19 protein-coding genes and 1 rRNA gene are annotated in these 22,813 nt (G+C 28.2%); 2 read left to right on the plus strand and 18 right to left on the minus strand.

The window, feature by feature from the left end; genetic code table 11:
* Positions 1-241 precede the first annotated feature (241 nt).
* The 12 genes from GIL12_RS05080 to GIL12_RS05135 form a co-directional block, all read right to left on the minus strand.
* Positions 242-493: a hypothetical protein gene (locus tag GIL12_RS05080; protein WP_163469328.1), complete on the minus strand. Its 252-nt coding sequence runs from the start codon at positions 491-493 to the stop codon at positions 242-244.
* 128 nt (positions 494-621) lie between these two features.
* On the minus strand, positions 622-1,140 hold the full coding sequence (gene epsC / locus GIL12_RS05085) for a serine O-acetyltransferase EpsC (RefSeq protein ID WP_163469330.1): 519 nt from the start codon (positions 1,138-1,140) through the stop codon (positions 622-624).
* An 8-nt stretch (positions 1,141-1,148) separates the two neighbouring features.
* The gene (cysK, locus tag GIL12_RS05090) at positions 1,149-2,078 is read right to left on the minus strand and encodes a cysteine synthase A (RefSeq protein WP_163469332.1); all 930 of its coding nucleotides are present in this window, start codon (positions 2,076-2,078) and stop codon (positions 1,149-1,151) included.
* Between the two features lie 48 nt (positions 2,079-2,126).
* The gene (locus GIL12_RS05095) at positions 2,127-3,635 is read right to left on the minus strand and encodes a sodium-dependent transporter (RefSeq protein WP_163469333.1); all 1,509 of its coding nucleotides are present in this window, start codon (positions 3,633-3,635) and stop codon (positions 2,127-2,129) included.
* Positions 3,636-3,969: 334 nt separating this feature from the next.
* Positions 3,970-5,214: a glutamate-5-semialdehyde dehydrogenase gene (locus tag GIL12_RS05100; protein ID WP_163469335.1), complete on the minus strand. Its 1,245-nt coding sequence runs from the start codon at positions 5,212-5,214 to the stop codon at positions 3,970-3,972.
* A 9-nt stretch (positions 5,215-5,223) separates the two neighbouring features.
* Positions 5,224-6,345, minus strand: a complete 1,122-nt coding sequence (proB, locus tag GIL12_RS05105) for a glutamate 5-kinase (protein WP_163469337.1) — start codon at positions 6,343-6,345, stop codon at positions 5,224-5,226.
* 23 nt (positions 6,346-6,368) lie between these two features.
* Positions 6,369-7,607 (minus strand): dicarboxylate/amino acid:cation symporter, encoded by a 1,239-nt coding sequence (locus GIL12_RS05110; RefSeq protein WP_163469338.1) that lies wholly within the window; start codon positions 7,605-7,607, stop codon positions 6,369-6,371.
* A 186-nt stretch (positions 7,608-7,793) separates the two neighbouring features.
* Positions 7,794-7,994 carry a cold-shock protein gene (locus tag GIL12_RS05115; protein WP_163469340.1) on the minus strand — a complete coding sequence of 67 codons (201 nt, stop codon included), beginning with the start codon at positions 7,992-7,994 and terminating at the stop codon, positions 7,794-7,796.
* A gap of 261 nt (positions 7,995-8,255) precedes the next feature.
* A complete protein-coding gene (locus GIL12_RS05120) occupies positions 8,256-8,456 on the minus strand; it encodes a cold-shock protein (RefSeq protein WP_163469342.1) in 201 nt (66 codons plus the stop codon).
* Positions 8,457-8,613: 157 nt separating this feature from the next.
* On the minus strand, positions 8,614-11,133 hold the full coding sequence (locus GIL12_RS05125; protein WP_163469343.1) for an AMP-binding protein: 2,520 nt from the start codon (positions 11,131-11,133) through the stop codon (positions 8,614-8,616).
* Positions 11,134-11,155: 22 nt separating this feature from the next.
* Positions 11,156-11,305, minus strand: coding sequence for a hypothetical protein (locus GIL12_RS05130; RefSeq protein WP_163469326.1), 150 nt, complete (start codon positions 11,303-11,305; stop codon positions 11,156-11,158).
* Between the two features lie 5 nt (positions 11,306-11,310).
* A complete protein-coding gene (locus tag GIL12_RS05135; protein WP_163469345.1) occupies positions 11,311-11,931 on the minus strand; it encodes a hemolysin III family protein in 621 nt (206 codons plus the stop codon).
* A gap of 136 nt (positions 11,932-12,067) precedes the next feature.
* Between GIL12_RS05135 and GIL12_RS05140 the strand changes: the two genes are divergently transcribed.
* Positions 12,068-12,640, plus strand: coding sequence for a nitroreductase family protein (locus GIL12_RS05140; RefSeq protein ID WP_163469347.1), 573 nt, complete (start codon positions 12,068-12,070; stop codon positions 12,638-12,640).
* 55 nt (positions 12,641-12,695) lie between these two features.
* On the opposite strand, the gene GIL12_RS05145 is transcribed toward GIL12_RS05140, so the two are convergent.
* From GIL12_RS05145 to GIL12_RS05165, 5 genes are all read right to left on the minus strand, one after another.
* Positions 12,696-13,979 (minus strand): serine dehydratase subunit alpha family protein, encoded by a 1,284-nt coding sequence (locus GIL12_RS05145; protein WP_163469349.1) that lies wholly within the window; start codon positions 13,977-13,979, stop codon positions 12,696-12,698.
* 209 nt (positions 13,980-14,188) lie between these two features.
* Positions 14,189-15,637, minus strand: coding sequence for a sigma-54-dependent Fis family transcriptional regulator (locus GIL12_RS05150; RefSeq protein ID WP_163469351.1), 1,449 nt, complete (start codon positions 15,635-15,637; stop codon positions 14,189-14,191).
* A 9-nt stretch (positions 15,638-15,646) separates the two neighbouring features.
* Positions 15,647-18,736 carry an exodeoxyribonuclease V subunit beta gene (locus GIL12_RS05155; RefSeq protein WP_163469353.1) on the minus strand — a complete coding sequence of 1,030 codons (3,090 nt, stop codon included), beginning with the start codon at positions 18,734-18,736 and terminating at the stop codon, positions 15,647-15,649.
* On the minus strand, positions 18,714-21,371 hold the full coding sequence (locus tag GIL12_RS05160) for a PD-(D/E)XK nuclease family protein (protein WP_163469355.1): 2,658 nt from the start codon (positions 21,369-21,371) through the stop codon (positions 18,714-18,716). The genes GIL12_RS05155 and GIL12_RS05160 overlap by 23 nt, the downstream gene beginning before the upstream one ends.
* Positions 21,372-21,518: 147 nt before the next feature.
* On the minus strand, positions 21,519-22,073 hold the full coding sequence (locus GIL12_RS05165; protein WP_163469357.1) for a YiiX/YebB-like N1pC/P60 family cysteine hydrolase: 555 nt from the start codon (positions 22,071-22,073) through the stop codon (positions 21,519-21,521).
* Between the two features lie 111 nt (positions 22,074-22,184).
* On the opposite strand from GIL12_RS05165, the gene GIL12_RS05170 reads away from it, so the two are divergent.
* Positions 22,185-22,580, plus strand: a complete 396-nt coding sequence (locus tag GIL12_RS05170) for a PEGA domain-containing protein (RefSeq protein WP_163469358.1) — start codon at positions 22,185-22,187, stop codon at positions 22,578-22,580.
* An 88-nt stretch (positions 22,581-22,668) separates the two neighbouring features.
* Here GIL12_RS05170 and rrf read toward each other — a convergent pair.
* Positions 22,669-22,785, minus strand: a 5S ribosomal RNA gene (gene rrf, locus GIL12_RS05175).
* Positions 22,786-22,813 lie beyond the last annotated feature (28 nt).

Below are 22,813 nucleotides of genomic sequence, written 5' to 3' on the forward strand. Positions count from 1 at the left end.
GAAATAGAATTTTAATTTATAGCAATTTAACAAAAATAAAAATTCCTTCAGCATAAAGCTGAAGGAACAAAAACATTATTTATTTTTTTATTTTTCTCCACCAACACCAGTTGACAAAGAACCATTATTATTTATTAGTTATTAACTTATAAATTTTCACGTAAAAAAAGAGTACCTGTTTTCAGTTGTCGTATAATTTCCGACAACTGATACAAAATACTAGTGGTTATTACTTTTATTATTATTTTTCATCCTCTGTTTCTTTTTCATCTTCAACTCTATTTTCAAGTTCTATCATTTCAATCCATCCTTCACGAATACGTTCTTTAACAACAATTTCATTCTCAGGATACTTTTCCCTAAATTGTTTTGTGTATTGCTTAATTATTTTTTCACTGTTTGAAGACAAACAATCTAAACAATTTCTATATTCTTCCCCATTTTGTATAATTGGCTTTCCATAAACTTTAACTACAAATTTATCTTTAATCATATCTACCAACTCCTATAAGTACTTTTTTAATTGAAATTCTAGTATACACTATATATTATACACTTTTTTTTAGAAAAATGGGACTGTTTATTTAACAATCCCATTTTTATTTTAATATTTATTTGTTTTTAACCTATTTTTTTTACCTTTCCTGGTATTCCTACAACAGTTGCATTTTCTGGAACATTTATCAGTACAACTGAATTTGCTCCTATTTTACTGTTCTTTCCTATTGTTATATTTCCAAGAAGTTTAGCCCCTGTTCCAATAATACAATTATCTCCAACAGTTGGATGTCTTTTCACACCCTTTTCATTACCAGTTCCCCCTAGGGTTACTTGATGATACATCATCACATTATCACCAATTTCAGCTGTTTCTCCAATTACCACACCATTTCCATGATCTATAAAAAGACCTTTTCCAATAACAGCTCCTGGATGAATTTCTATTCCTGTTAAAACTTTTGAAATTTGAGAAATTAGTCTAGCTATGAAAAATATTCTCTTTTTATAAAGAAAATGAGCTATCCTATGACTGATCAAACTATGAATTCCTGAGTATAAAAAAAGTACTTCTAACTTATTTCTAGCTGCTGGATCTAGCTTAACTACATTTTCCAAATCATAATTTAAATTCTTAAACATTTTTTCTCCTAATATTTATATAAATCTGTTGATAAATATTTTTCTCCACCATCTGGAGAAATTGTTAAAACTTTTTTACCAGGTCCTAATTTTTTAGCTACTTCTATAGCTGCATATATATTAGCCCCTGTTGATATACCAAATAATATTCCCTCTTCCTTTGCCACTTGTCTACAAGTTTCAAAGGCGTCTTCATCCTTAACTTTTATAACATGATCCATAATTGATACATCCATAACTTCAGGAATAAATCCTGCACCTATACCTTGTATCCCGTGGGGACCTGGTTTTCCACCTGATAAAACAGGGGATTTGCTTGGTTCAACTGCATAAAGTTTTATGTTTTCAAATTCTTTTTTTAATCTTTTACCATTTCCAATTAAAGTTCCACCTGTACCAACACCTGCAACAAAGGCATCTAAATCATCAAAATCCTTTATTATTTCCTCAGCTGTATTGTTATAGTGAGCTTGTGGATTAGCTATATTGTCAAATTGACCAGGTATAAAACTATTTTCAATAGTTTTTGCAAGTTCCTCAGCCTTGGCTATGGCTCCCTTCATACCTAATTTACCATCAGTTAATACCACTTCTCCACCATATGCCTTCATAATATTAATTCTTTCTTCACTCATTGTGTCAGGCATAACTATAACAACTCTGTAACCCTTTAGTTTCCCAATATAAACAAGACCTATACCTGTATTTCCACTTGTTGGTTCTATTATTGTTCCATTTATTTTTAAACGTCCACTTTCCTCTGCTCTTTGTATCATATTTAAAGCAATTCTATCCTTTGTACTTCCCCCTGGATTTCTTCCCTCTAATTTAATATATATATCTGCCATTTCAGTTTGGCAATATGAACTTCCACACATATTATTCAATTTTAAAATTGGTGTGTTTCCTATTAATTCTAATACATTTTTTACTATCATTTACATTCCTCCTTTAAATTTGTATATGTTAATATATAATAATTGTTTTTAATCTGCTTTTTTCAAATAAAGAAATATTGAAGCTAAAAGCATAAGTAAAATTACTCCCCATCCAAATACTAACTCTCCCATGAAGATACTTATATTACTTGTAAATAATCCTGATAATTTTTTCAATTCTTCTATTAAATTGGATATAACTGTTATTCCTAATATTAATGGTGTTACATATTTTAATAGGAAATTAAAGTATTTTCCAACTTTTATATCTGAATATTCATTAGCATCTATTCTTATTTTTTCAATTCCATAAATATAACAAACCATTATAGTTTCAACTAATCCAAGTGTTGCTATTACATAATTTCCAACATGGGAATCAACTATATCTAATATATAATTAAATCCTGCAAAGGTTGAAAAACATATACTTCCTAAGAATCCAACTATTGAAATAATTGTAACTATTTTTTCCCTTGAAATTTTAAACTTATCTAAAGTAGCTGTTGTAAAGGCTTCTAACATTGAAATACTAGAAGATAGCCCTGCAATAAACAAGCAAAGAAAGAATAAAAATCCTATCATACCTTGTAAAAATACATTTGAAGTTATTGTGCTTATGGCAATTGGGAAAGCTATAAAAGCTATTCCTGCTCCACTTCCAAAGGAATCAAATTCAACACCCATGTTTGTAACAAGATATCCTAAAGTTGAAAATACTGTAACCCCTGCAATTATATCAAAGGATGCATTTGCAGCAACTGTTATAATAGAACTACCAACAATATCAGCATCTTCCTTTAAATAAGATCCATAGGCTATCATAACACCAACACCTAATGTTGTTGAAAAGAAAACTTGAGCATAGGCTGAAACCCAGATATTTGGATCTAATATTTTTGTAAAATCTGGAGTAAATAATTGCTTTAATCCAAACATAGCCCCATTTAATCTAAGGGAATTTATCATAAACATAAGCATCATAATTATTAAAACTGGTGTAAATATTCTAGAAACCTTTTCGATTCCCTTTGAAATACCTTTTCTCACTATAATTAAATTAGATATCCAAACTATAATTACAAAGAAAAATAAGTACTTGCTTATTCCACTTCTAAAATCAAAGGGCCCTGAGGCACTTCCTGTTACCATTCCCATTAATTTTCCAGGATCTCCCATAAAATTAACTATTCCAAAGGCATGTCCCAAAGACCATACCATAAATATCATTGACACTGAGATAATTGTACAGTAAAACATCATTACAACTATAGGGACCATAACTTGCATCCAACCAATCCACTCATACTTTGCACTAATAGTTTTAAAAGCTTTTATAGATCCACCTCTAATTCTACGACCATATGTATACTCTAATATCATTAAAGGTATTGCACAAGAAAGTAAGGCTACTATATATGGAAAGAAAAAAGCACCTCCACCATTTTTATACGCTTGAAATGGAAATCTCCATAGGTTCCCAAGCCCCACTGCTGCACCAATAGCTGCAAAAATAAATCCTGATCGACTTGTCCATAGTTCTCTCTTCTTCTCCATTGTTCCTCCTAGTTTTTTATTTTTTTAAATTTGTTTATAAAAAAAACCTCAGGTTGCACCTGAGGTTCAAATTAATAAATTAACATTAATTATATATACACAGCTACACTTTCCTAATTAATTAATAAACCAAAATTAGTCTGTATCTGTTTTTTATAAAACAATTACAAACTTTTTTTAGCACCAACACCAAGAAAATGTATTTTCAGAAGATATATTTTTTTTATAATTATTATTTAATTTTTTCATTTAATACATCCTCCCTGTTTTTTATTTTGTATTTGAGATATTTTAGCATTCTTTACTTAAAATGTCAACTTTTTTTAAGCATATATTATGACCTAACTTGACCATTACCTCTAATTATATATTTAGTAGTTGTTAGCTCTCTTATACCCATAGGTCCTCTAGCATGCAATTTTTGAGTACTTATACCTATTTCCCCTCCAAATCCAAATTCTCCACCATCTGTAAAACGAGTGGATGCATTAACATAAACACAAGCTGAATCCACTTCTTGTAGAAATTTTTCTGAATTTTCAAAGGAAGAAGTTATTATAGCCTCTGAATGTTTTGTGCTATATTTTTCAATGTGGTCAATGGCCTCTTCTATTGAAGCTACTGTTTTTATTGATATTTTCAAAGAAAGATATTCCTCTTCCCAGTCTGCATCAGTTGCTAATTTAAAATCCTTTAAATACTTTGAAGCCTTTTCATCTGCAATTATTTCAACTTTCTTTTCCTTTAATCTTTTTTCAATTTCCCCTAATAAACCTAGTTTACTTTCATGAATTAACAATGTCTCTAGGGCATTACAAACACCTGGTCTTTGAGTTTTCCCATTGATTAGAATATCAATACCCATCTTATCATCTGCAAACTCATCTATGTATAGGTGACAAACCCCTGCACCTGTTTCTATAACTGGCACCTTGGATGTTTCGTTAATTGCTTTTTTCAAAGATTTTCCACCTCTAGGAATTACAGCATCTATATATTTCACTTCACTTAAAAGTTCCCCAACTAATTTTCTATCTGTTTTTTCTATTAATTGAACAGCTCCCTTTGGCATTCCAGCCTTAATTCCAGCTTCTATTATTATTTTACTTAACGCTTTATTTGAATTTATAGCATCACTTCCACCTCTTAATATAATGGCATTTCCTGATTTTAAACAAAGACCAGCTGCGTCCACAGTAACATTTGGTCTAGATTCAAATATCATAGCTATTACACCTATTGGAACCCTAACTTGATCTATTTTCAATTCATTTTCAAGTTTCCATCCTTTAACTGTTTCTCCTATTGGATCTTGAAAATCTGCTATTTTTATTAGGGATTTTGACATTCCCTCTATTCTTTCTTTATTTAATTTTAATCTATCTAAAAAGGCCTCTGATAAATTTTTCTTTTTACCATTTTCTATGTCTTTATTATTTTCTATTAATATTTCATCAACTGAATTAATAAGAGCATCACTCATAGCCCTTAGAATTATATTTTTTTCCTTTACACTTAAGTTTGTTAATTTTCTAGATGCTTCCTTTGCATTTTTACAAATTTCTTCTATATAGCTCATAATACCCCCTTAATTTCTGCTAATGTTGTTACTGTGTATTACCTCTAAGTATTCAGGTTCATTTAATATTTCTTCCAACTTACCACTGTGACATCCCTTTATTAAATCAATTTCTGAAGAAGAATAGTTAACTATTCCTTTACCTATTTCCTTATCTTCACTAGAATACAATGACACTACATCACCTTTAACAAAATCTCCTATAACTTCTGTTACTCCCTTTGGAAGTAAACTTTTTCCAGCTATAACAGCATTTTTTGCACCTTCATCAACTATAATTTTCCCATGTTTTCCTGAATTATATTTTATCCAATGCTTTCTAGATCCAACTGCCTTATCAAAGGGTAAGAAAAGTGTTCCAACCTGTGCTCCATTTAAAATCTCAACAATTATATCAGGATCTTCCCCATTGGCAATTAGCATATTTATTCCTCTAGAAACTGTTATTTCTGCAGCTCTTATTTTAGTTGCCATTCCCCCTGTACCTAAGCTACTTCCAGCTCCTTTTCCCATATTCTTAATTTCCTCTGTAACTTCTTCAACTGTAGTTATTAATTTAGCTTCTGGGTCTTTTCTTGGATCTGCTGTATATAGTCCGTCAATGTCAGATAGTATTATTAATAGATCTGCATCTATTAAACTAGCAACAAGGGCTGACAAGGTATCATTGTCACCTATTTTTATTTCCTCTGTTAGCACAGAATCATTTTCATTTATTATTGGAATTATATCCTTACTTATAAGTTCAAAACAAGCATTTCTAGCATTTAAAAATCTTTGTCTATCTCCTAAATCTTCCCCTGTTAAAAGTAATTGTGCTATATTTTTATTGTATTCAAAGAATAATTTTTGATATAAATGAATAAGAGCAACTTGTCCAACTGCTGCTATTGCTTGTTTTTCAGGAATTGTTTTAGGTCTTTCTTTTAAATGTAATCTTCCCATACCTGCTCCAACTGCACCTGAACTTACAACAATAACCTCATAGCCTAAGTTTTGAATATGAGATATATTTCTAACTAATTTTTCTATTTTATTTATATTAAGATATCCATTTTCATGAGTCAATGTTGATGTACCAATCTTAATTACAACTCTTTTTATATCTTTTAGTAATGATTTTCTATCCATAACACAGCTCCTTTTAATATTTTTTAGCCTAATTTTTTATTTAACCAATCTTTTCCTTCAACTACTCTTGTTACAAGCATTGAAGCTATTGTATCTCCACTTGCATTTATCATTGTTGCTGGTGGATCAACTAAATATCCTATTGTTGCAATAATTGGAAAGGCTTCAGGTGGGAAACCATACATTGTAACTATTAGCATTTCACCTATTAATCCTCCACCAGGAACTCCTGACATAACTACTCCCCCTGCTATTGCAAGTAGTATTGCACTTATGTAAGTTCCCATACCAGTAAATGGTATTTGGAATATTCCAAATAAAAATGAAATCTTTAAAATAGTACTAAATACTGTTCCATCCATATGAGCTGTTGCTCCTATTGGAAGAACTATATCTCTAATGTCCTTTGGAACACCTATGTTTTCACAAGCTTCTAAGTTAACAGGAAGAGTTGCTATACTACTTTGAGTGGCAACAGCTGTTACTGCTGGAGAAAAAACATGTTTTAAAGCTTTTACTCCCTCTTTTCCCCCTGAAATATATGCATATATTGGGAAAAATATAATCATATAAGCAAAACACAAGGGATAATAAATTGCTAGAGCCCTTGCATAAGATCCTATTAGATCCTTTCCATATTCCCCTATTAAAGCTGCAAAATAAGCTCCTAATCCAATTGGTGCATAGTACATTAAAAGACCTACCATTTTTAAAAATACTTCAGATAATGCATCTAATCCCCTTGAAACAATTTTCCCCTTTTCTCCTATTCCATTTACACACATTCCAAAAATTATTGCAAATATAATAAGTGGAAGCATATTTTTTCTAGAAATTAATTCTGGAAAATCTGTAACTGTTAAGGCTGAAACAATTTGACCACCTGTTGAGAAAGGTTTTAACGCCACTGCTTGGGGCATGTTTAAAACTACTCCCTTTGCTGGTGGAAATATATTAACTACAATTAGAACCAGTACTGCTGCTATTGCCCCTGTTCCAAAGAATATAAATAACAAACTTTTTAAAATTTTACCTAATCTTTTCATATCACTCATAGATGAAATAGAACCACTTATAGTTACTAGAACCAGAGGTACAACTAATGTAAACATTCCATTTATAAATAGATCCCCTAGGGGTTTAAACATTTTAGCTTTTTCTCCCATTCTTAAGCCAACTAAACTTCCTAAAAATATAGCTCCTACTAAAATAATCGAAAATCTGTAAGCTTTCCATATACTTCCTTTATTTAACTTGTCCATATAACCCTCCAGTATTATTTTTTTACAATCAACTAATTACTTTAGATTATACCAATTTTTACTGTACTTTTCCACTAATCCCTTAATTATTATTCATTTATATATATATATTTTATATGTCTTATATGTATATATAAAAAAATCCCACTCCTAAGAGTGGGATAAATTATTCAGTTTAATCAAGAACTACGCGATTTCTACGTTAGCTGCTTGAGGACCTTTTTGTCCTTCTTTTACATCAAAAGTTACTGCTTGACCTTCGTCTAAAGTTTTGAATCCTTCTTTTTTGATTTCAGAGAAATGTACGAATAAGTCATTTCCTTCTTCAGAAGTGATAAATCCAAACCCTTTTTCTGCGTTAAACCATTTTACTGTTCCTTTGTTCATTGTGATACCTCCATAAAATACTTTTAATTGAATAGATAAAGACTAGTTTTGAACTTAAGTACTTATTTCGATACCCCATTTACCAAAGCTAAATTTCTTTTGATCTACTTCTACAAGAATTATACACTAAATACAAAAATTTGTCAACTGAATTCTTTTTTATTAACAACTTAATTCTTTCTGTTAATTTAAATTTTTGGTAAAAAAAAATCCCACTCCTAAGAGTGGGATGAAAATTATTCTTTTTTTTTATATCAAGAACTACGCGATTTCTACGTTAGCTGCTTGAGGACCTTTTTGTCCTTCTTTTACATCAAAAGTCACTGCTTGACCTTCTTCTAAAGTTTTGAATCCTTCTTTTTTAATTTCAGAGAAATGTACGAATAAATCGTTTCCTTCTTCAGAAGTGATAAATCCAAATCCTTTTTCTGCGTTAAACCATTTTACTGTTCCTTTGTTCATTGTGATACCTCCATAAAATACTTTTATTGAATAGATAAAGACTAGTTTTGAACTTAAGTACTTATTTCGATACCTCATTTCACAAAGCTAAGTTTCTTTTAATCTAATTCATAAATAGTATACCTTATATATGGAATTTTGTCAACTGAATTCTTTTTTATTTCATTGATTTTCCTTTGTTTTTCCAATTGAAAATCATAGCTTTAGACTCTTTTACAATGTCTTCCACTGTTAATTTTTCTGGAATAACATCTCCTAAAACTTCTGCCTTTATATTCCCTGGTTTAATGGATTTAGATCCATAAGGCATAGCTTCATAAGTTCCTGAGATTCCAATTACTGTTATTGGAACATTTAATTCCTTAGAAAGAACAGCGAAAAACTTTTTGAAATTTTGTAATTCTCCATCTCTAGTTCTTGCTCCCTCTGGGAAAATAACTAAATTTTTATTTGATTTTAAAACCTTAGCTGCAATTTGTAAGCTTTCTTTTAAGTTTTTGTTAATATCAACTAACACAATATTTCCGTGATCTGCTATAAATTTCATCACTGGTTTTTCAAAATGTTTTTTAATTGCAAAATAATATGTGTCCTTTGCTTGTTTGTTGTTAAATAATTTAGAAACAACTAGAGCATCTATGAAACTTTCATGATTACAAATGTATATTCTTCTATCCTTTGATATTTTTTCCAAACCTTTTTTCTTTAGTCTCAAATAAATTGATAACATGGGAGATATTAAAATTCTTGTTAATGTAACTATCGAACTTTTAGGTAAAGTATAGTTAACCTCTTCATTTAAAAGAATTTCTTTCCAATCTATGTTTTCCTCATGGTAGAAATTACTATTTTGTCTAATATATTCACAAATCTTTCTAATTGTTTTAACTGTTCCAACTTCATCTTCATCAATTTCAAAACCAAAAGTTTTTTCAATAAAGGCATTCATTTCAACTATATCCAAAGAATCCATCCCCACATCTATTTCAATATGAGAATCTGGAGTTATTTCTTCCCCATGTTCTTTTTTTATGTATTCATACAGAGCTTTAAACTCAACAGTATCATATTCCTTGTCTTCTTTTTTTGCCTCTGTTTTCTTTTTAGTTTCTTCCTTTATACTGCTTTTGCTCTCTTCTCCATCTTCTATTAGATCCTTAAACATAAATCTTCTTAATTTTCCAAGTTTAGTTTTAGGTAATTCCTCTTTGACTATTTTTATTTCTAGTATTTTTCTATATTTTGGAGCAGTTACATTATAGCTATCAACAATTTCCCATTTTAGAGTTTCTGTAATATTATTTATTTTTCTTTCCTCTACAATCTTAAAATTAGGATAGATCAAAGCTAGTAAATGGTTTTTATGTTCAACTATTCCTATATCTTGAATTATGTCTGTTCCCTTTAATATTTCATTTTCTATTTCCACAGGATTTATATTTTTACCATTTGATAAAACTATCATTTCCTTTTTTCTTCCTATAATTGAGATATAGCCATTTTCTATTTTAGCTAAATCCCCAGTGTGGAACCATCCATCTTCATCTATTGCTTCCTTTGTAGCTTTAGGATTATTATAGTAACCCTTCATAACATTTCTACCCTTTACAAGGAATTCTCCATCCTCTGCTATTTTAGCTGTAACTCCAGGTATTAAAGTTCCAACAGTTCCTATTCTAATATCATTTTCCCTATTAAAAGCTATAATTGGAGATGTTTCTGTTAACCCATATCCCTCTAATACTCTAATTCCCAAAGTACTAAAGTCCTCTAGTATTTCTGGATTTATTTTAGCTCCCCCTGAAACTAGGTATCTTATATTTCCACCTAGAGCCTCATGAATCTTTTTAAAAATTAATCTACTAAACTTTTCATTATTTATTTTCTTACATAATTTAAATAATTTTGCTGTAAAAGATTTTTTATTTATCTTATCCATTAATCCCTTATGTATCATTTCCCAAAGTCTAGGAACCCCAACAAATATTGTAATTTTATGCTTTTGTAATGTACTCATTATTGAACTTGCTGAAAGATCATCTAACAATACAATTAATGCCCCTATATGTATAGCTATAAGTAAATTTATTGAAAGGGGAAACATATGATGAAATGGTAACAACGCTAGCATTTTATCCTCTGGTGTTGACATTTTTATTTCTGTTGTTGCATCTACATTTGACATTAAATTATCAAAGGTTAACATTACACCCTTTGGTTGTCCTGTTGTTCCTGATGTATACAGTAGTACAGCTACATCTTCTGGCTCAGGTGATCTTATAACATTTTCATCAACTTTAAAATCCTCTGGTATAGTTATCACTTGAGTGTTTATTACTTTGATTTCTTTCCCAGAAAGTTTAACTGCCTCAAGAGCTGTGTCATAATTTTTTGTTGAAGTTAAAATATATTTAGGATCACAATCTGATAGAACATACTCTAGTTCTTCAGCATTATATGAAGCATCAACATTTACTGGAATACCCTTTGCATCCCATAATCCAAAGAAATTGAATATAAATTCTGGTCTATTTTCCAAGAAATTTACTACCCTATCTCCCTTTTGAATTTTTAATATTGATGAAAAATACTTTGCTGCCCTTATTACCTCTGTATAAGAATACTTTCTATCCTTATAGGCTATAGCTTCCTTATTAAAATCCTTTACAAATTCCATATTTCCTCCGCAGTTTTTATATTTATAAATTATCTATTATTTCTTCTAGTTCTTTTTTGTCTTTAGTGGATAAGTCTATCCCTTTTTTTAATTTTACCAAAACTTCTGAATCTTGACCTGTCATACTTCTTTCTAACATTTTAATTATCATTTTTATATAAAAGTTCATCATTTCTCCTAAACTATATAGTAAATAGACAAGAAATTAAAGAAACTTCCTCCTATTACAAACATATGCCATATACAGTGACTAAATTTTAATCTTTTCATCATATAAAATAAAGCTCCCACTGAATAAGTTATTCCACCTATAATTAAAAAATCTAAAGATATGCTACTTAAAGCTAGTTTAATATCTTTAAATACAAACATTATCATCCAACCCATAAACAAATAAATTAATGTTGAAACTCCTTTAAATCTACCTGTAAAAAAGATTTTAAAAATAATACCAAGAAATGTAAGTCCCCATTGGGCAGCAAAAATAATCCATCTAGTTCTACCATGTAATACAGTAAAAATATATGGGGTATAAGACGCTGAAATTAAAACATAAATAGCCACATGGTCTAAAACCCTAAATGTATTTTTTGTTTTTCCTTGTTTTAAAATATGATATGTTCCTGACATTGAATATAGAAATATTAATGCTAATCCAAAAATTACGCATCCCACTGTATATCCCACTTCAAATGTTTTAGAAGATTTCATAACCATTAAAATTAAAGCAACTAATGACAACCCTGCTCCTATATAATGACTTATTGCATTTAGATATTCTTCTAAATTTTGTCTCATTTTTATCACCTCCTAACATAATCATATCTCATTATTTAATTTTTGTCCATATTTTTAAAATTTAAAATTGACATTTTATTGCTTTTAATTTATCATCTACTTATAGTTTTATTATTATATTTAGGAGGCTTAATGTATGAACAAAAGTATTTTTTTAAAAAATCGTTCTTATAGATCTTTTACAAGTAGAAGTATTTACAAGGAAGAGTTAATTAAAATGATTGAAAATGCTAGACTTGGAGCCAGTGCTAGAAATGCTCAGAATATTAGATACTCTATAGTTTGGGAAAAAGATTTATGTGATGAAATCTTTCCTAACATTGCTTGGGCTGGAGGGATAAAGTGGAACCCTTCTGAAAATCAATGTCCTAGAGGTTATATTATTTTATGTTTGCCAAACAATAGAAACCTTAATTATAATTATAATTATTTTGATATGGGAATAGCTGCACAAAATATACTATTAACTGCAACAGAAATGAATCTAGGAGGATGTATCGTTGCTTCCTTTAATAAAGATAGAATACAAAGTCTTTTAAATATTCCTGATAGTTACAGTCCAGAAATATTAATTGCCCTTGGGGAACCTGCAGAAAAATCTTCTATTTTTAATGCTATAAACAAGGAAACTAACTATTATCGTGATATTGAAAATCATCATATGTATGTGCCTAAAATTTGTACATGTGACCTTATATTAAAAAAATAGAGCAAAAGCAGGAATATTAATATTCCTGCTTTTTTGTATACCTATCTATTTATTTTTATTTGTTTGATAATATATCAATTACAGTCATGTCAATTTCTTTCATTCCTTCATTTGAAAGTCTTGCTACATTATCCATTGTATCTTCTATTTTTTCACTAACTATTCCATCTGTTTTACTAGCTCTAACCCCTGCTATTGAATATTTTGCTGCTAATACTGCTTCCCCAGAACAAGAACATAATTTTGCTGAACATCCGTCCTTTGCACCATCACACATCATCCCTGTAATACTTGAAAACATATTATTCATAGCACCTTTTATTTCTGCTAGTTTTCCTCCTAATAACCAAGTGATTCCAGCTGAAGCAGCTGTTCCACCTAACATACCACCACAGATTGGAGATAATCTTCCTAAGTTACATTTCATTCTAAGCATAACTAAAATACTAATAAATAAAGCTCTTAACATTTTTTCTCTAGGTAGTTTTAAATAGGAAGCCACTGCTATTACAGGTAAACTTGTTTGGAAACCTTGGTTTCCACTTCCTGCAATTGTCATTGCTGAAAAGGGACCTCCACCCATTCTCATGTCTGCTGCTGCAGATGTTACCATTTTCACATGGTTTACAATGTCATCTGATAAAGTTTTTTCTTCAATTAATCTTTTAATTGTTCTTCCAATGTGCATACCATAATCTTTTTTTAGCCCCTCTTCTGAAGCTGCTAAATTCATATTTATACATTCATCTAAAAATTCCAAATCTTTAACATCTATAGTTTCTGCCACTTCTATTAATTCCTTAACAGTGAACTTGGAAATATCCATATATTTTTCTTCAGTTGAATTTTCACCTGGCTTATTTTCTAATTTATTTAAAATAACTTCTCCATTTTTTTCAACTTTTACTAAATTATCGTGTCTATCTAAAGTTAGAGTTTCAACTTTTTCATGCTCATTAGTTGCTAAAACTTCTATGTAAAATCTACTATCCTTCATAGCTTCCATTTCTACAAAGTTGTCTTTTACAAGTGCTTCAGCCTTTGAAATTAATTCAGGAGTAACACCTTTGAAAATTTCCATATCATTGTTTTCCTTTGTTAATAAATATCCTAAAGCTGATGCTAGTTTAATTCCAGATTCATCTGTATTTGGTAATTTAACACAAAAGGCATTTTTAAAAATATTTGAACTTATTTTTAATTTTATTTTTGTAGCTGGTTTTTCCAAATATCTACATGTATTTGATACTGCTAGTCCTATTGCAACTGGTTCTGTACAACCCATACTAGGTTTCATTTCAGATTTAGCTAATTTTATAAAATCTGCATATTTATTCATTACCCCACCTCTTTAATTTATTTTATTTCTCAAGTATATAATAAGCAATTTACGTGCCATTTTACACCTCTGCTTTTCCCGGACATCTCAATTTAAAGTTCCATCTTTTTTTATCAGATTTGATAAATTTCAAAATTTTATTTTTGGAAACAATTGAAAAGAAAGGGTTATCATAAATGATAACCCTTTCTCAAAATTGATAAATTAATTTATAGTTTATATGCAGATAATTTTCTATATAAAGTTGCTCTGCTTATACCTAATTTTTTAGCTAAAGCATCCTTTTCTTCTAAAGTATTTATATTTTTTGTTAAATCCTTAAGAATATTTCTTTCATAATCTTCAATTATTTCTGAAAGATTTTTATTTGAAATACCCATCCTATGATTTTTACTTATTTGTACTGGTAGATCTTTAAGTTCTATATAGTTTCCCTCTATAACATTTTCAATATATTCTATTATATTTCTAAGTTCCCTAACATTTCCTGACCAATCATAATTTATCATGGCTCTTTTAGCCTCAGTTGTTACACCTAAAACATTTTTAGAGAGTTTTTTATTATATAGTTTTATAAAGTAATCTATAAAGTTAATTATATCCTCTTTTCTTTCTCTCAAAGCTGGAATTTTTATAGGAATAACATTAATTCTATAATATAAATCTTCCCTAAATGTCTTTTCTTCAACCATTTTTTCTAAATTTTTATTAGTAGCACAAATAACCCTAACATTTATAGGTATTGAACATTTCCCACCAACTCTTTCTATCTTTTCTTCCTGTAAAACTCTAAGAAGTTTTTTTTGTACATGAAGGGGCATATCCCCTATTTCATCTAAAAATAAAGTACTGTTGTTAGCTAGTTCAAATTTACCTATATGTCCGCTTTTTTTCGCCCCTGTAAAAGCTCCCTCTTCATATCCAAAAAGTTCACTTTCCACAAGATTTTCAGGAATAGCCCCGCAATTTATAGATATCATAAGTTTATCTTTCCTATCACTTACTGAATGAATATATTTTGCTAATAAATCCTTTCCAGTACCACTTTCCCCTGTTATAACAACTGTTGAACTAGATTTTCCAATTTTATCACATAGGTTTAAAATATTCTTAATAGATTCATTTTTACCTATGAATTTATTTCTTCTAACTTCAATACTTTGAGAATTTATAACATCATTTATTTGTCCTTCTAATTTTCTCTTTTCCATAGCTAGCTGGATTTTACTTTCTAATAATAAGCTCATATATTTTAAAAATTCTTCCATGGAAGCTCTTTTTTCTAACAAACATTTTTTTTGGTTTTTATTAAAGGCAATTATTCCTATAACTCCTATTACCTCATTATTTAAGCTAATAGGTTCTGCTATATTTGCAAGTTCCCTGCATTGATCTCTTTTTTCACATTGATCCCTTTTCTCACATTTATCACAAGCCCCTTGCTCTAGACAATCTCTAACTTTTTTCTTATTACCCTTTAATATTATTTCTCCAAAAAAAGAATCCTCAGGTATTTTTTCCCCTAATCTTTCTAAATACTCCCCTGTTCCAGCTACCCTTATTAAATTTTTATCCACAATAGTCACGTCTGCCTCTAATATAGAAGAAATGGCCATGGCATAATTTTGAATAAATTCTAACTCCAATACATTTTTCATTAGTTCCCCCTAATTATTTTCCATATTGATTTCCAAATATATTTTTTCTATATTATAACTATCTAATACCCCTAGTTTCTCCAAAGACTGGGAAACTAATTTTTCATAGTTTTCTATTTGTTCTTCCTCATGTCCCCCAGTTTTATAATCCACAATAAAAACCTTTCCCTTTTCTTCTAAACTTGGTTTTTTTATCATTAGTCTATCTATTCTATAAAGGCTCTTATCCTCTTCAGAATATATTGGATATTCATTATAGATAAAATCCCAAGATTCTGAAAATATATCTTCCTTATCCCTTATGTTTCTTTCTATAAATTTCCTTGAAAATAACTTTTCTAAAAAGTTTTCCTCATACAAGGCACCATATTTGGAAATTGTTTTTTCCCTAGCTAATATTATTTCATCTTCCCTTGCATATTTAATGTTTTCAAAGAAATAATGCACAACAGTACCTAGAATCTTTTTTTCTTCCCTTTCAATGGTAAAGTTTTCCCTTTCATTTGTAAGTTTATTAATGTTTTCTTCTAATTTTTCACTGTCATAGGAAAGTTCTCTAAAATCAATATTTAGTTTTTCATTTTCCTTGGATTTTTTCATATCTTCTATTTTTTCTTCTTCCTTTGTTCTTTCCTTTAAATAGACTTCACCTAAAGTATATACTAACTGAGAATTGAAATAATTTGCCCCTACTAATTTTTGAAAGTCTCCATTTTTACTAACCTTGTCAATTACTATAAAAAGATTTTTTTTAGGACGAGTTAGAGCCACATAAATATTATTTATCTCCTCTTCAGCTTCCTTTCTTTTTTTATCACTGGCATAGTCAAATTGATCCTCTAAATAAGTGAAAATCTTTTCATATGAACTTTCTGTTATTAAATAGTCATCTACTTTTTTGTAATTGTCATTTATCTTTATATTAAATTGAAAACCTTTATTCCCAGAATTATTTCCTTCCTTATGAATATAAAAAACTGTATCAAATTCAAGACCCTTTGATTTATGAATTGTCATTAGGGCTACTCCATTATATTCCTTTGTTGACTCTTGCCTATACTGGCTAGAATCATTGTTTTCCTTTACCTCTTCTATTAATTCCTCTACAAATTCAAATTCCTTGCATTTTTCCAAGAACTTATATACATTCTTAATATCACTTTCACTTGTATACTTATCTAGCACACCAAAATCTTTTATTATCTCTTCTATAACTGTATAAAGTTTAAAATTATTCTCCCTATACATATTTTTATATTTAATTATTTTATCATATACTTTTTTCTCATCTTGATTTTCAAAATTAAAGTTATCTAAATTATCTAAATTTAAAAGTATTTTTTTTAAAGAGTCATCCCCAATAAATATTAGATCATCCCTTAAAAATTCAATTAAATAAAAATTATTCTCTGTTATAAAGTATTTAAACAAAGTTAATATTGGACTTACAACCCTTGATTCAAATATACTCAATCTAGTTTCTAGAAAATATGGAATTTTATTTTCTGAAAGGGCAAAGGCCATTTTATTTAAAATCTTATTACTTCTAGCTAATATTCCTATTCCCTTATATTGTCCATTATAATTTTCTTTAAGTAATTTTATAATTTCTTTATATGAAAATTCATCATCCTTACTATCTCCCTTTGAGTACAGTCCTACAAAGCCTTTACTTTCACTTTTATTTCCATTAACCCTATTAAATTCCCAAGAAATATCCCCTAAGGACTTTGAATAGTTTTCAAAAAAGCTATTTGTAAAATCAACTATTCTTTTTTCACTTCTATAACAAGTATCCAAACTTTCAACTTCACAATCTATAATATTTGGAAGTTTCATAAATAGGTTTTTATCCCCATCCCTCCATCCATATATACTTTGCTTTTCATCTCCAACACAGATTACATTCTTTGCACTTTCCACAAAGGGAGATAAGATTTTCCATTGAACTACACTTGTATCTTGAAATTCATCTATAAATATTGTTGTAGCTTCACTTTCAAGGATTTCCTTCATGTAAGTTGTTATCTTATTGTTTTCATCTAAAAGATTAAGCTCATTATTTCCAATATATTTAAGTGTATAATTAGTTATATCACTGTGGGTAAACTTATGCTCTTTAAATTTTATTTCATCATAAATTCCATATATATCGTCTAAAAAGGATAACATTTCCCTTTCATAGGATATAACTTTATCATTGTATATTCTTTTGGAAATTTCACTTTTAAGATCATCCATTATTTCCATTTGATCTTGAAATAATTCCAAAACATATTCATCTTTCCCTGCTCTTATTTTTCTACCATCTAATATATATTTATCATCTAGTATTGTCTTCCAATTATTTAGTAAGAACTTTTCCTTTTCTAAATATGTATCTAATCCTAGATACTCCTTATATAATTTTTTAACATGCTCTACTATTGGAGTGCTTTCCTTTTTTTTATATTCTCTTATTTTTTCCAAAACACTTAACATTTCATCAATTTGTGTCATCTCTTGAGAAACATCATAGGGCTCTCTTTCTCTTTTTTCAAGTAGAATGTACTTCCATCTATGATTTATAATTCCCCCTAAAGTATCAATATGTTTTTCAACATTTCTCTCTAAATTAGTTTCAAAAAATTTCTGAAACAACTTAAAATTCTTCTCACTTGAGGTTATTTTTTCAAAACATTTCTTTAAAATTTCATAGTTTTCAAAATCCTCTATAATTTCAAAGGTGTTAATATTTAACATCTTTGACACGGAATTTTTAAAAATAATATTTTTAAAACCATCAATTGTATAAACTTTTAAATTATCCTTGTTTAACACAATATTTTCATATATTTTTTTCATATTAACTTCATCTATATTTATTTTAGGATATAGGTTTTCTATGGATTTTTTTATATTAATCCCCTCTTCATCCATAATACATAGACTTTTTAAGAAATCCACTATTCTTTTTTTTATTTCAGAGGTTGCCTTTCTTGTGAAAGTCATAACTATAATATCATTTTGAGGTTCCCCATTTATTAATGAAATTACATATTCCAATGCTAATCTATATGTTTTCCCTGTACCTGCACTAGCTTTTAATATTTTCTTCATATTTATAGCTCTCCTCTCTTCTGCAAATGTTTATATAGTCACAATTATTGCACATTGTTTTTTTATCTGTTCTTTTATAATGCTCTAGTTTCACAAAATCTAAGAATATATTATTTAAACTTTCCCTTGTAAATATATTTTTATCTTCAACTTTTCCTTCTAATTTAAAAACATTATACATTATTTTCTCAACTTCCATATCTCCCCCATACATAATAAGAGAGTAAATATCTAGCTGTCCATCTTGTTTCCCACCAGTTTTATAGTCTATTAAAGTGTTTCCAGTGGAAGTTTCTATTGCTAAATCTATTCTTCCCTTAATTAAAATTTCAGGATTTTCCTTTAATTTAGAATAATCACTTTTATATACTTTTTCCTTTTCACTGTAGAAACTATTTATTTTTTTATTTTTAAATCTTTTTTCCAAATAATTATAAAATTCAAATATACTGTTTTTTATTGCAGGGTATATAATTTTATTTAAATATATATCAACGTATACAGGTATTTTCATTTTATCTGATTTTTTAGCCATTCTTATATACTTATCCACCATTTGTTCATCAACTTTAAAATTCCCTGATTTTTCTATTTGTTCTCTCATTATTATTCCAACTTGTTCAAATATTTTATGAACTGTAGTTCCAAGTAGTCTAAGGGATGTTCCATACACTAACTCTTCTTCTTTTTCTAACTTCATAATTTTATTTAAAAAATATTTGTATTCACAAGATGATAACATTATTACATCATAGGCTCCTAGGGATATTTGATTATCCTTTAGATTTTCAAAATTCTTTTTTAATTCCATGGTATTTCTTTCAATATTAAAATCTCTTTTTTTATACAAGGCATCCTTTATTATTTCATTTATATTTTCTTCAGTTAAGTTCTTATTTTCAACTTCTATGTTATTTTCTAGTATAAGTTCCTCTAGAAAAACTGATTTTTCTATTCCCTTTTCTTCATTTTTCTTTGTAAATATTATACTTTCCCTTGAATTAAATATCCCTTGAACAAACCTTTGTTTTAGAATATTTATTTTATCATCTAAAGTTGGGAAATTATTTTCTTCCCTTTGACTCTCTGTGAAAATAAAGGAATCCTTTATATTTCCAGGTAAGTTTTCATTGGTTATATCTATGAAATAGCTATCCTTATTATAATTTAACCTAGCGTCCATTAGATTTTTAATTAATCCCACAGTTTCAGTTGATTTTTCCCTTTCAACTTCCCTTATTTCAATTCCTTCTAAATATTTTATCAATAATTTATATATAGATGCTCCTACATTTTCTTTGAACAAACCATTGAAACCAACTTCTCCACACAGTCTTTCACTGGATTTTATGTTTCCCAAAACCTCATAAAATTTTTCCATTAAATCCTTGTACTTGATTTCTTGAAAGTTTTCTAAACCTATTTTCTTTAAATAATTATAGAATTCATCAACAGTTTTATAATTTGAAAGTTCTTGCAAGTCATCATAAATTTTATAGAAACCCTCTCTAAAATCATTCATTTCTTCACTGTTGTAATTATATCTTTTAAAGATCCATCCTATGTTCTCTTCATCTATGGTATTTTTATTTAAATACCTATATTCATTTTCAATTAAAATTTTATAGAAATTTAATATATTTCCATTAATATTATAAATTTTGCAAAATATTTCATCACTTAGGCATTTAGCTAGAACCTCAACACCTATCCCCTCTTCCTTTTTAAATTCAATTGAGTTTAATAGATCACATTGCCTACTCATGAACCTATATAGTTTAGTATCATCTAGTACTTTTAACTGTTGAGATTTAAAGTGTTTTGGTAGTGTTTTATGAAAGTTATTTCTTTCTGGATTAGGGGTAAATATATCAAAGGGACTATCCCCCTTTCCATGTAAAAATATTAGATTTAGCATTTCTTCTAAATTTTCATTTGTCTCATAAATTTGTACTTGGATATTTCTTATTCCATCTAGGGACACCTTTTCTAATTTTAATAACTCTTCATTATAGTCATCCTTTTTACATTGCAATAATAAACTCACTTGAACTTTATCTTCTATTTCCCCTATTATTTTCCTATGCAAATTTGAAAAATCAAATATATCCACAAATATTATTTTTTCATAAGAATCAAAAAAATCCCTATTAAAGTTTTCATAGGATTCTAACCAATCACTTGGCAAATAATTTTTTTCACTTAAAAATTTATCATAGATTTTTTTTATTCTATGAAGTCTATCAATATAGTCCCTTTGCCATTTTTGAAGATTTTTTATATTTGAAACTAAACTAAGATTTTTTTCCCTGTAATATTTGAAAAATAAATCTGCTAAATCTATAATATCATAGTAGTTTTTTATATTTAATTCTTCTTTTATTTTTTTATTTAAATTTTGATAAAAGGTCAAAGGTCTTTTAGCATCTGTTAGAAGCTTTCTATTTGTTTTAAATATATATTTATTAAATTCATCTAAAGTAAGTAACATCCCTTCAGGTTTCAATATATTTTTTTCTCTATTTCTCATATATGTATTTTTTAAAGAATAATCACTAAATACAATAATTGTTTTTTCATCTGATTTTAACTTTTTTAGAAAATTATCTTGATATTGAAAATACTTTATATCCATATTATTTCCATCCTTTTAATATTTTTGTATACACCCTTATTATACTAGATTTTCATAAAAAAAAATACCACAAAGTATTTGTGGTATTGGTCTATTAAATAAAATATTTATTCTAATTTCTATATTTTTAAAAATTTTCTCAATTTGTTATAAATTAACTTTTCCTAAACTATTAAAATTTACAAAATCATAGGGGAAGATAAATGTTTTATTTTTATTTAAATTAAAATTTGAGTCATATTTTAAATCTTTTACAGTTTTGAAATATATTAGCCATACAAATTTCGAACAATAAAAATTTTTAGAATCATTAACTTCGTCCAATAATCCATATTTAGAATGGCTATACTCTTTTAAATTTTTTAAAAATGTTTTCTTAAATTTATCATCAAACTTATTATATCTTAAAATAATTATTTTGCGTTCATCAAATAACCAAGAATTAATTTTAGTTTTGTGATATCCAGTACCTAATTTAGGATATTCTCCAACTTCTGAGTCTGAAACCATTACTCCCACATGTCCAAACCAAGTTAAAGGAGATGTTAAAACCTTATTTTTTATTATTATATCCCCTGTTTGCAATTTATCCATATAATAAATTGTACTTTTACTATCTTTCCAATCATTAGTTTTTATATTAGTATTAGAACACCCAATAAAAAATATAAAACTAAAAATATAGACAAGCTTATATGACATATCTTCTCCTATTTAAATGGTTTATTTTAATTCTTATTTATGTTATTATATACTAAATAATACTAATATGTAAAATATTTTTATTTAAAATTAATTAAAGGGGAAAAATTTATGAAAAAAAGTTTATGTTTGTTAATTATTGCTATTTCTTTACTGTTTACAAGTTGTGCTACTATTATGACTGGAACTGATCAAAAGCTTTCATTTAATTCTAATGTTCCAAATGCTAAAGTATACATCGATGGACAGTATAGAGGGACTACTCCTATTATTTTATCACTAAAAACTAAGGATAGCCACGATATAAGAATAGAAGCGCCAGGATTTGCTCCTTATTCAAATGTTATTCAAAAAAGAGTAACTGGTTGGGTTTGGGGAAATATTGTCTTTGGTGGAATAATTGGATTAGGAATTGATGCTATAACAGGTGGATTATATGTTTTCAATCAAGACAATATAACAGGAAGCCTTGTTAAAGTTCCTGTAGGACAATTAAAAAGAAACTAATTTGTTTATATAAATAAATAAAGATTCCTACATTTTGTAGGAATCTTTTTTATTATACTATTAGTTAATTTTTCCAAAAAATATAAAAGCTTAGGAACTTCCTATCCTCCCAGGGGGCTGCCCCCCAAGTACTTTCAGCGTTTACAAGCTTAACTTCCAGGTTCGGTATGTAACTGGGTGTACCCTTGTAGCTATTGTTCCTAAGCAAATATAATGATATCATATATAATAAA

The sequence above is a fragment of the Fusobacterium sp. IOR10 genome (assembly GCF_010367435.1).
Taxonomy (GTDB): Bacteria; Fusobacteriota; Fusobacteriia; order Fusobacteriales; family Fusobacteriaceae; genus Fusobacterium_B.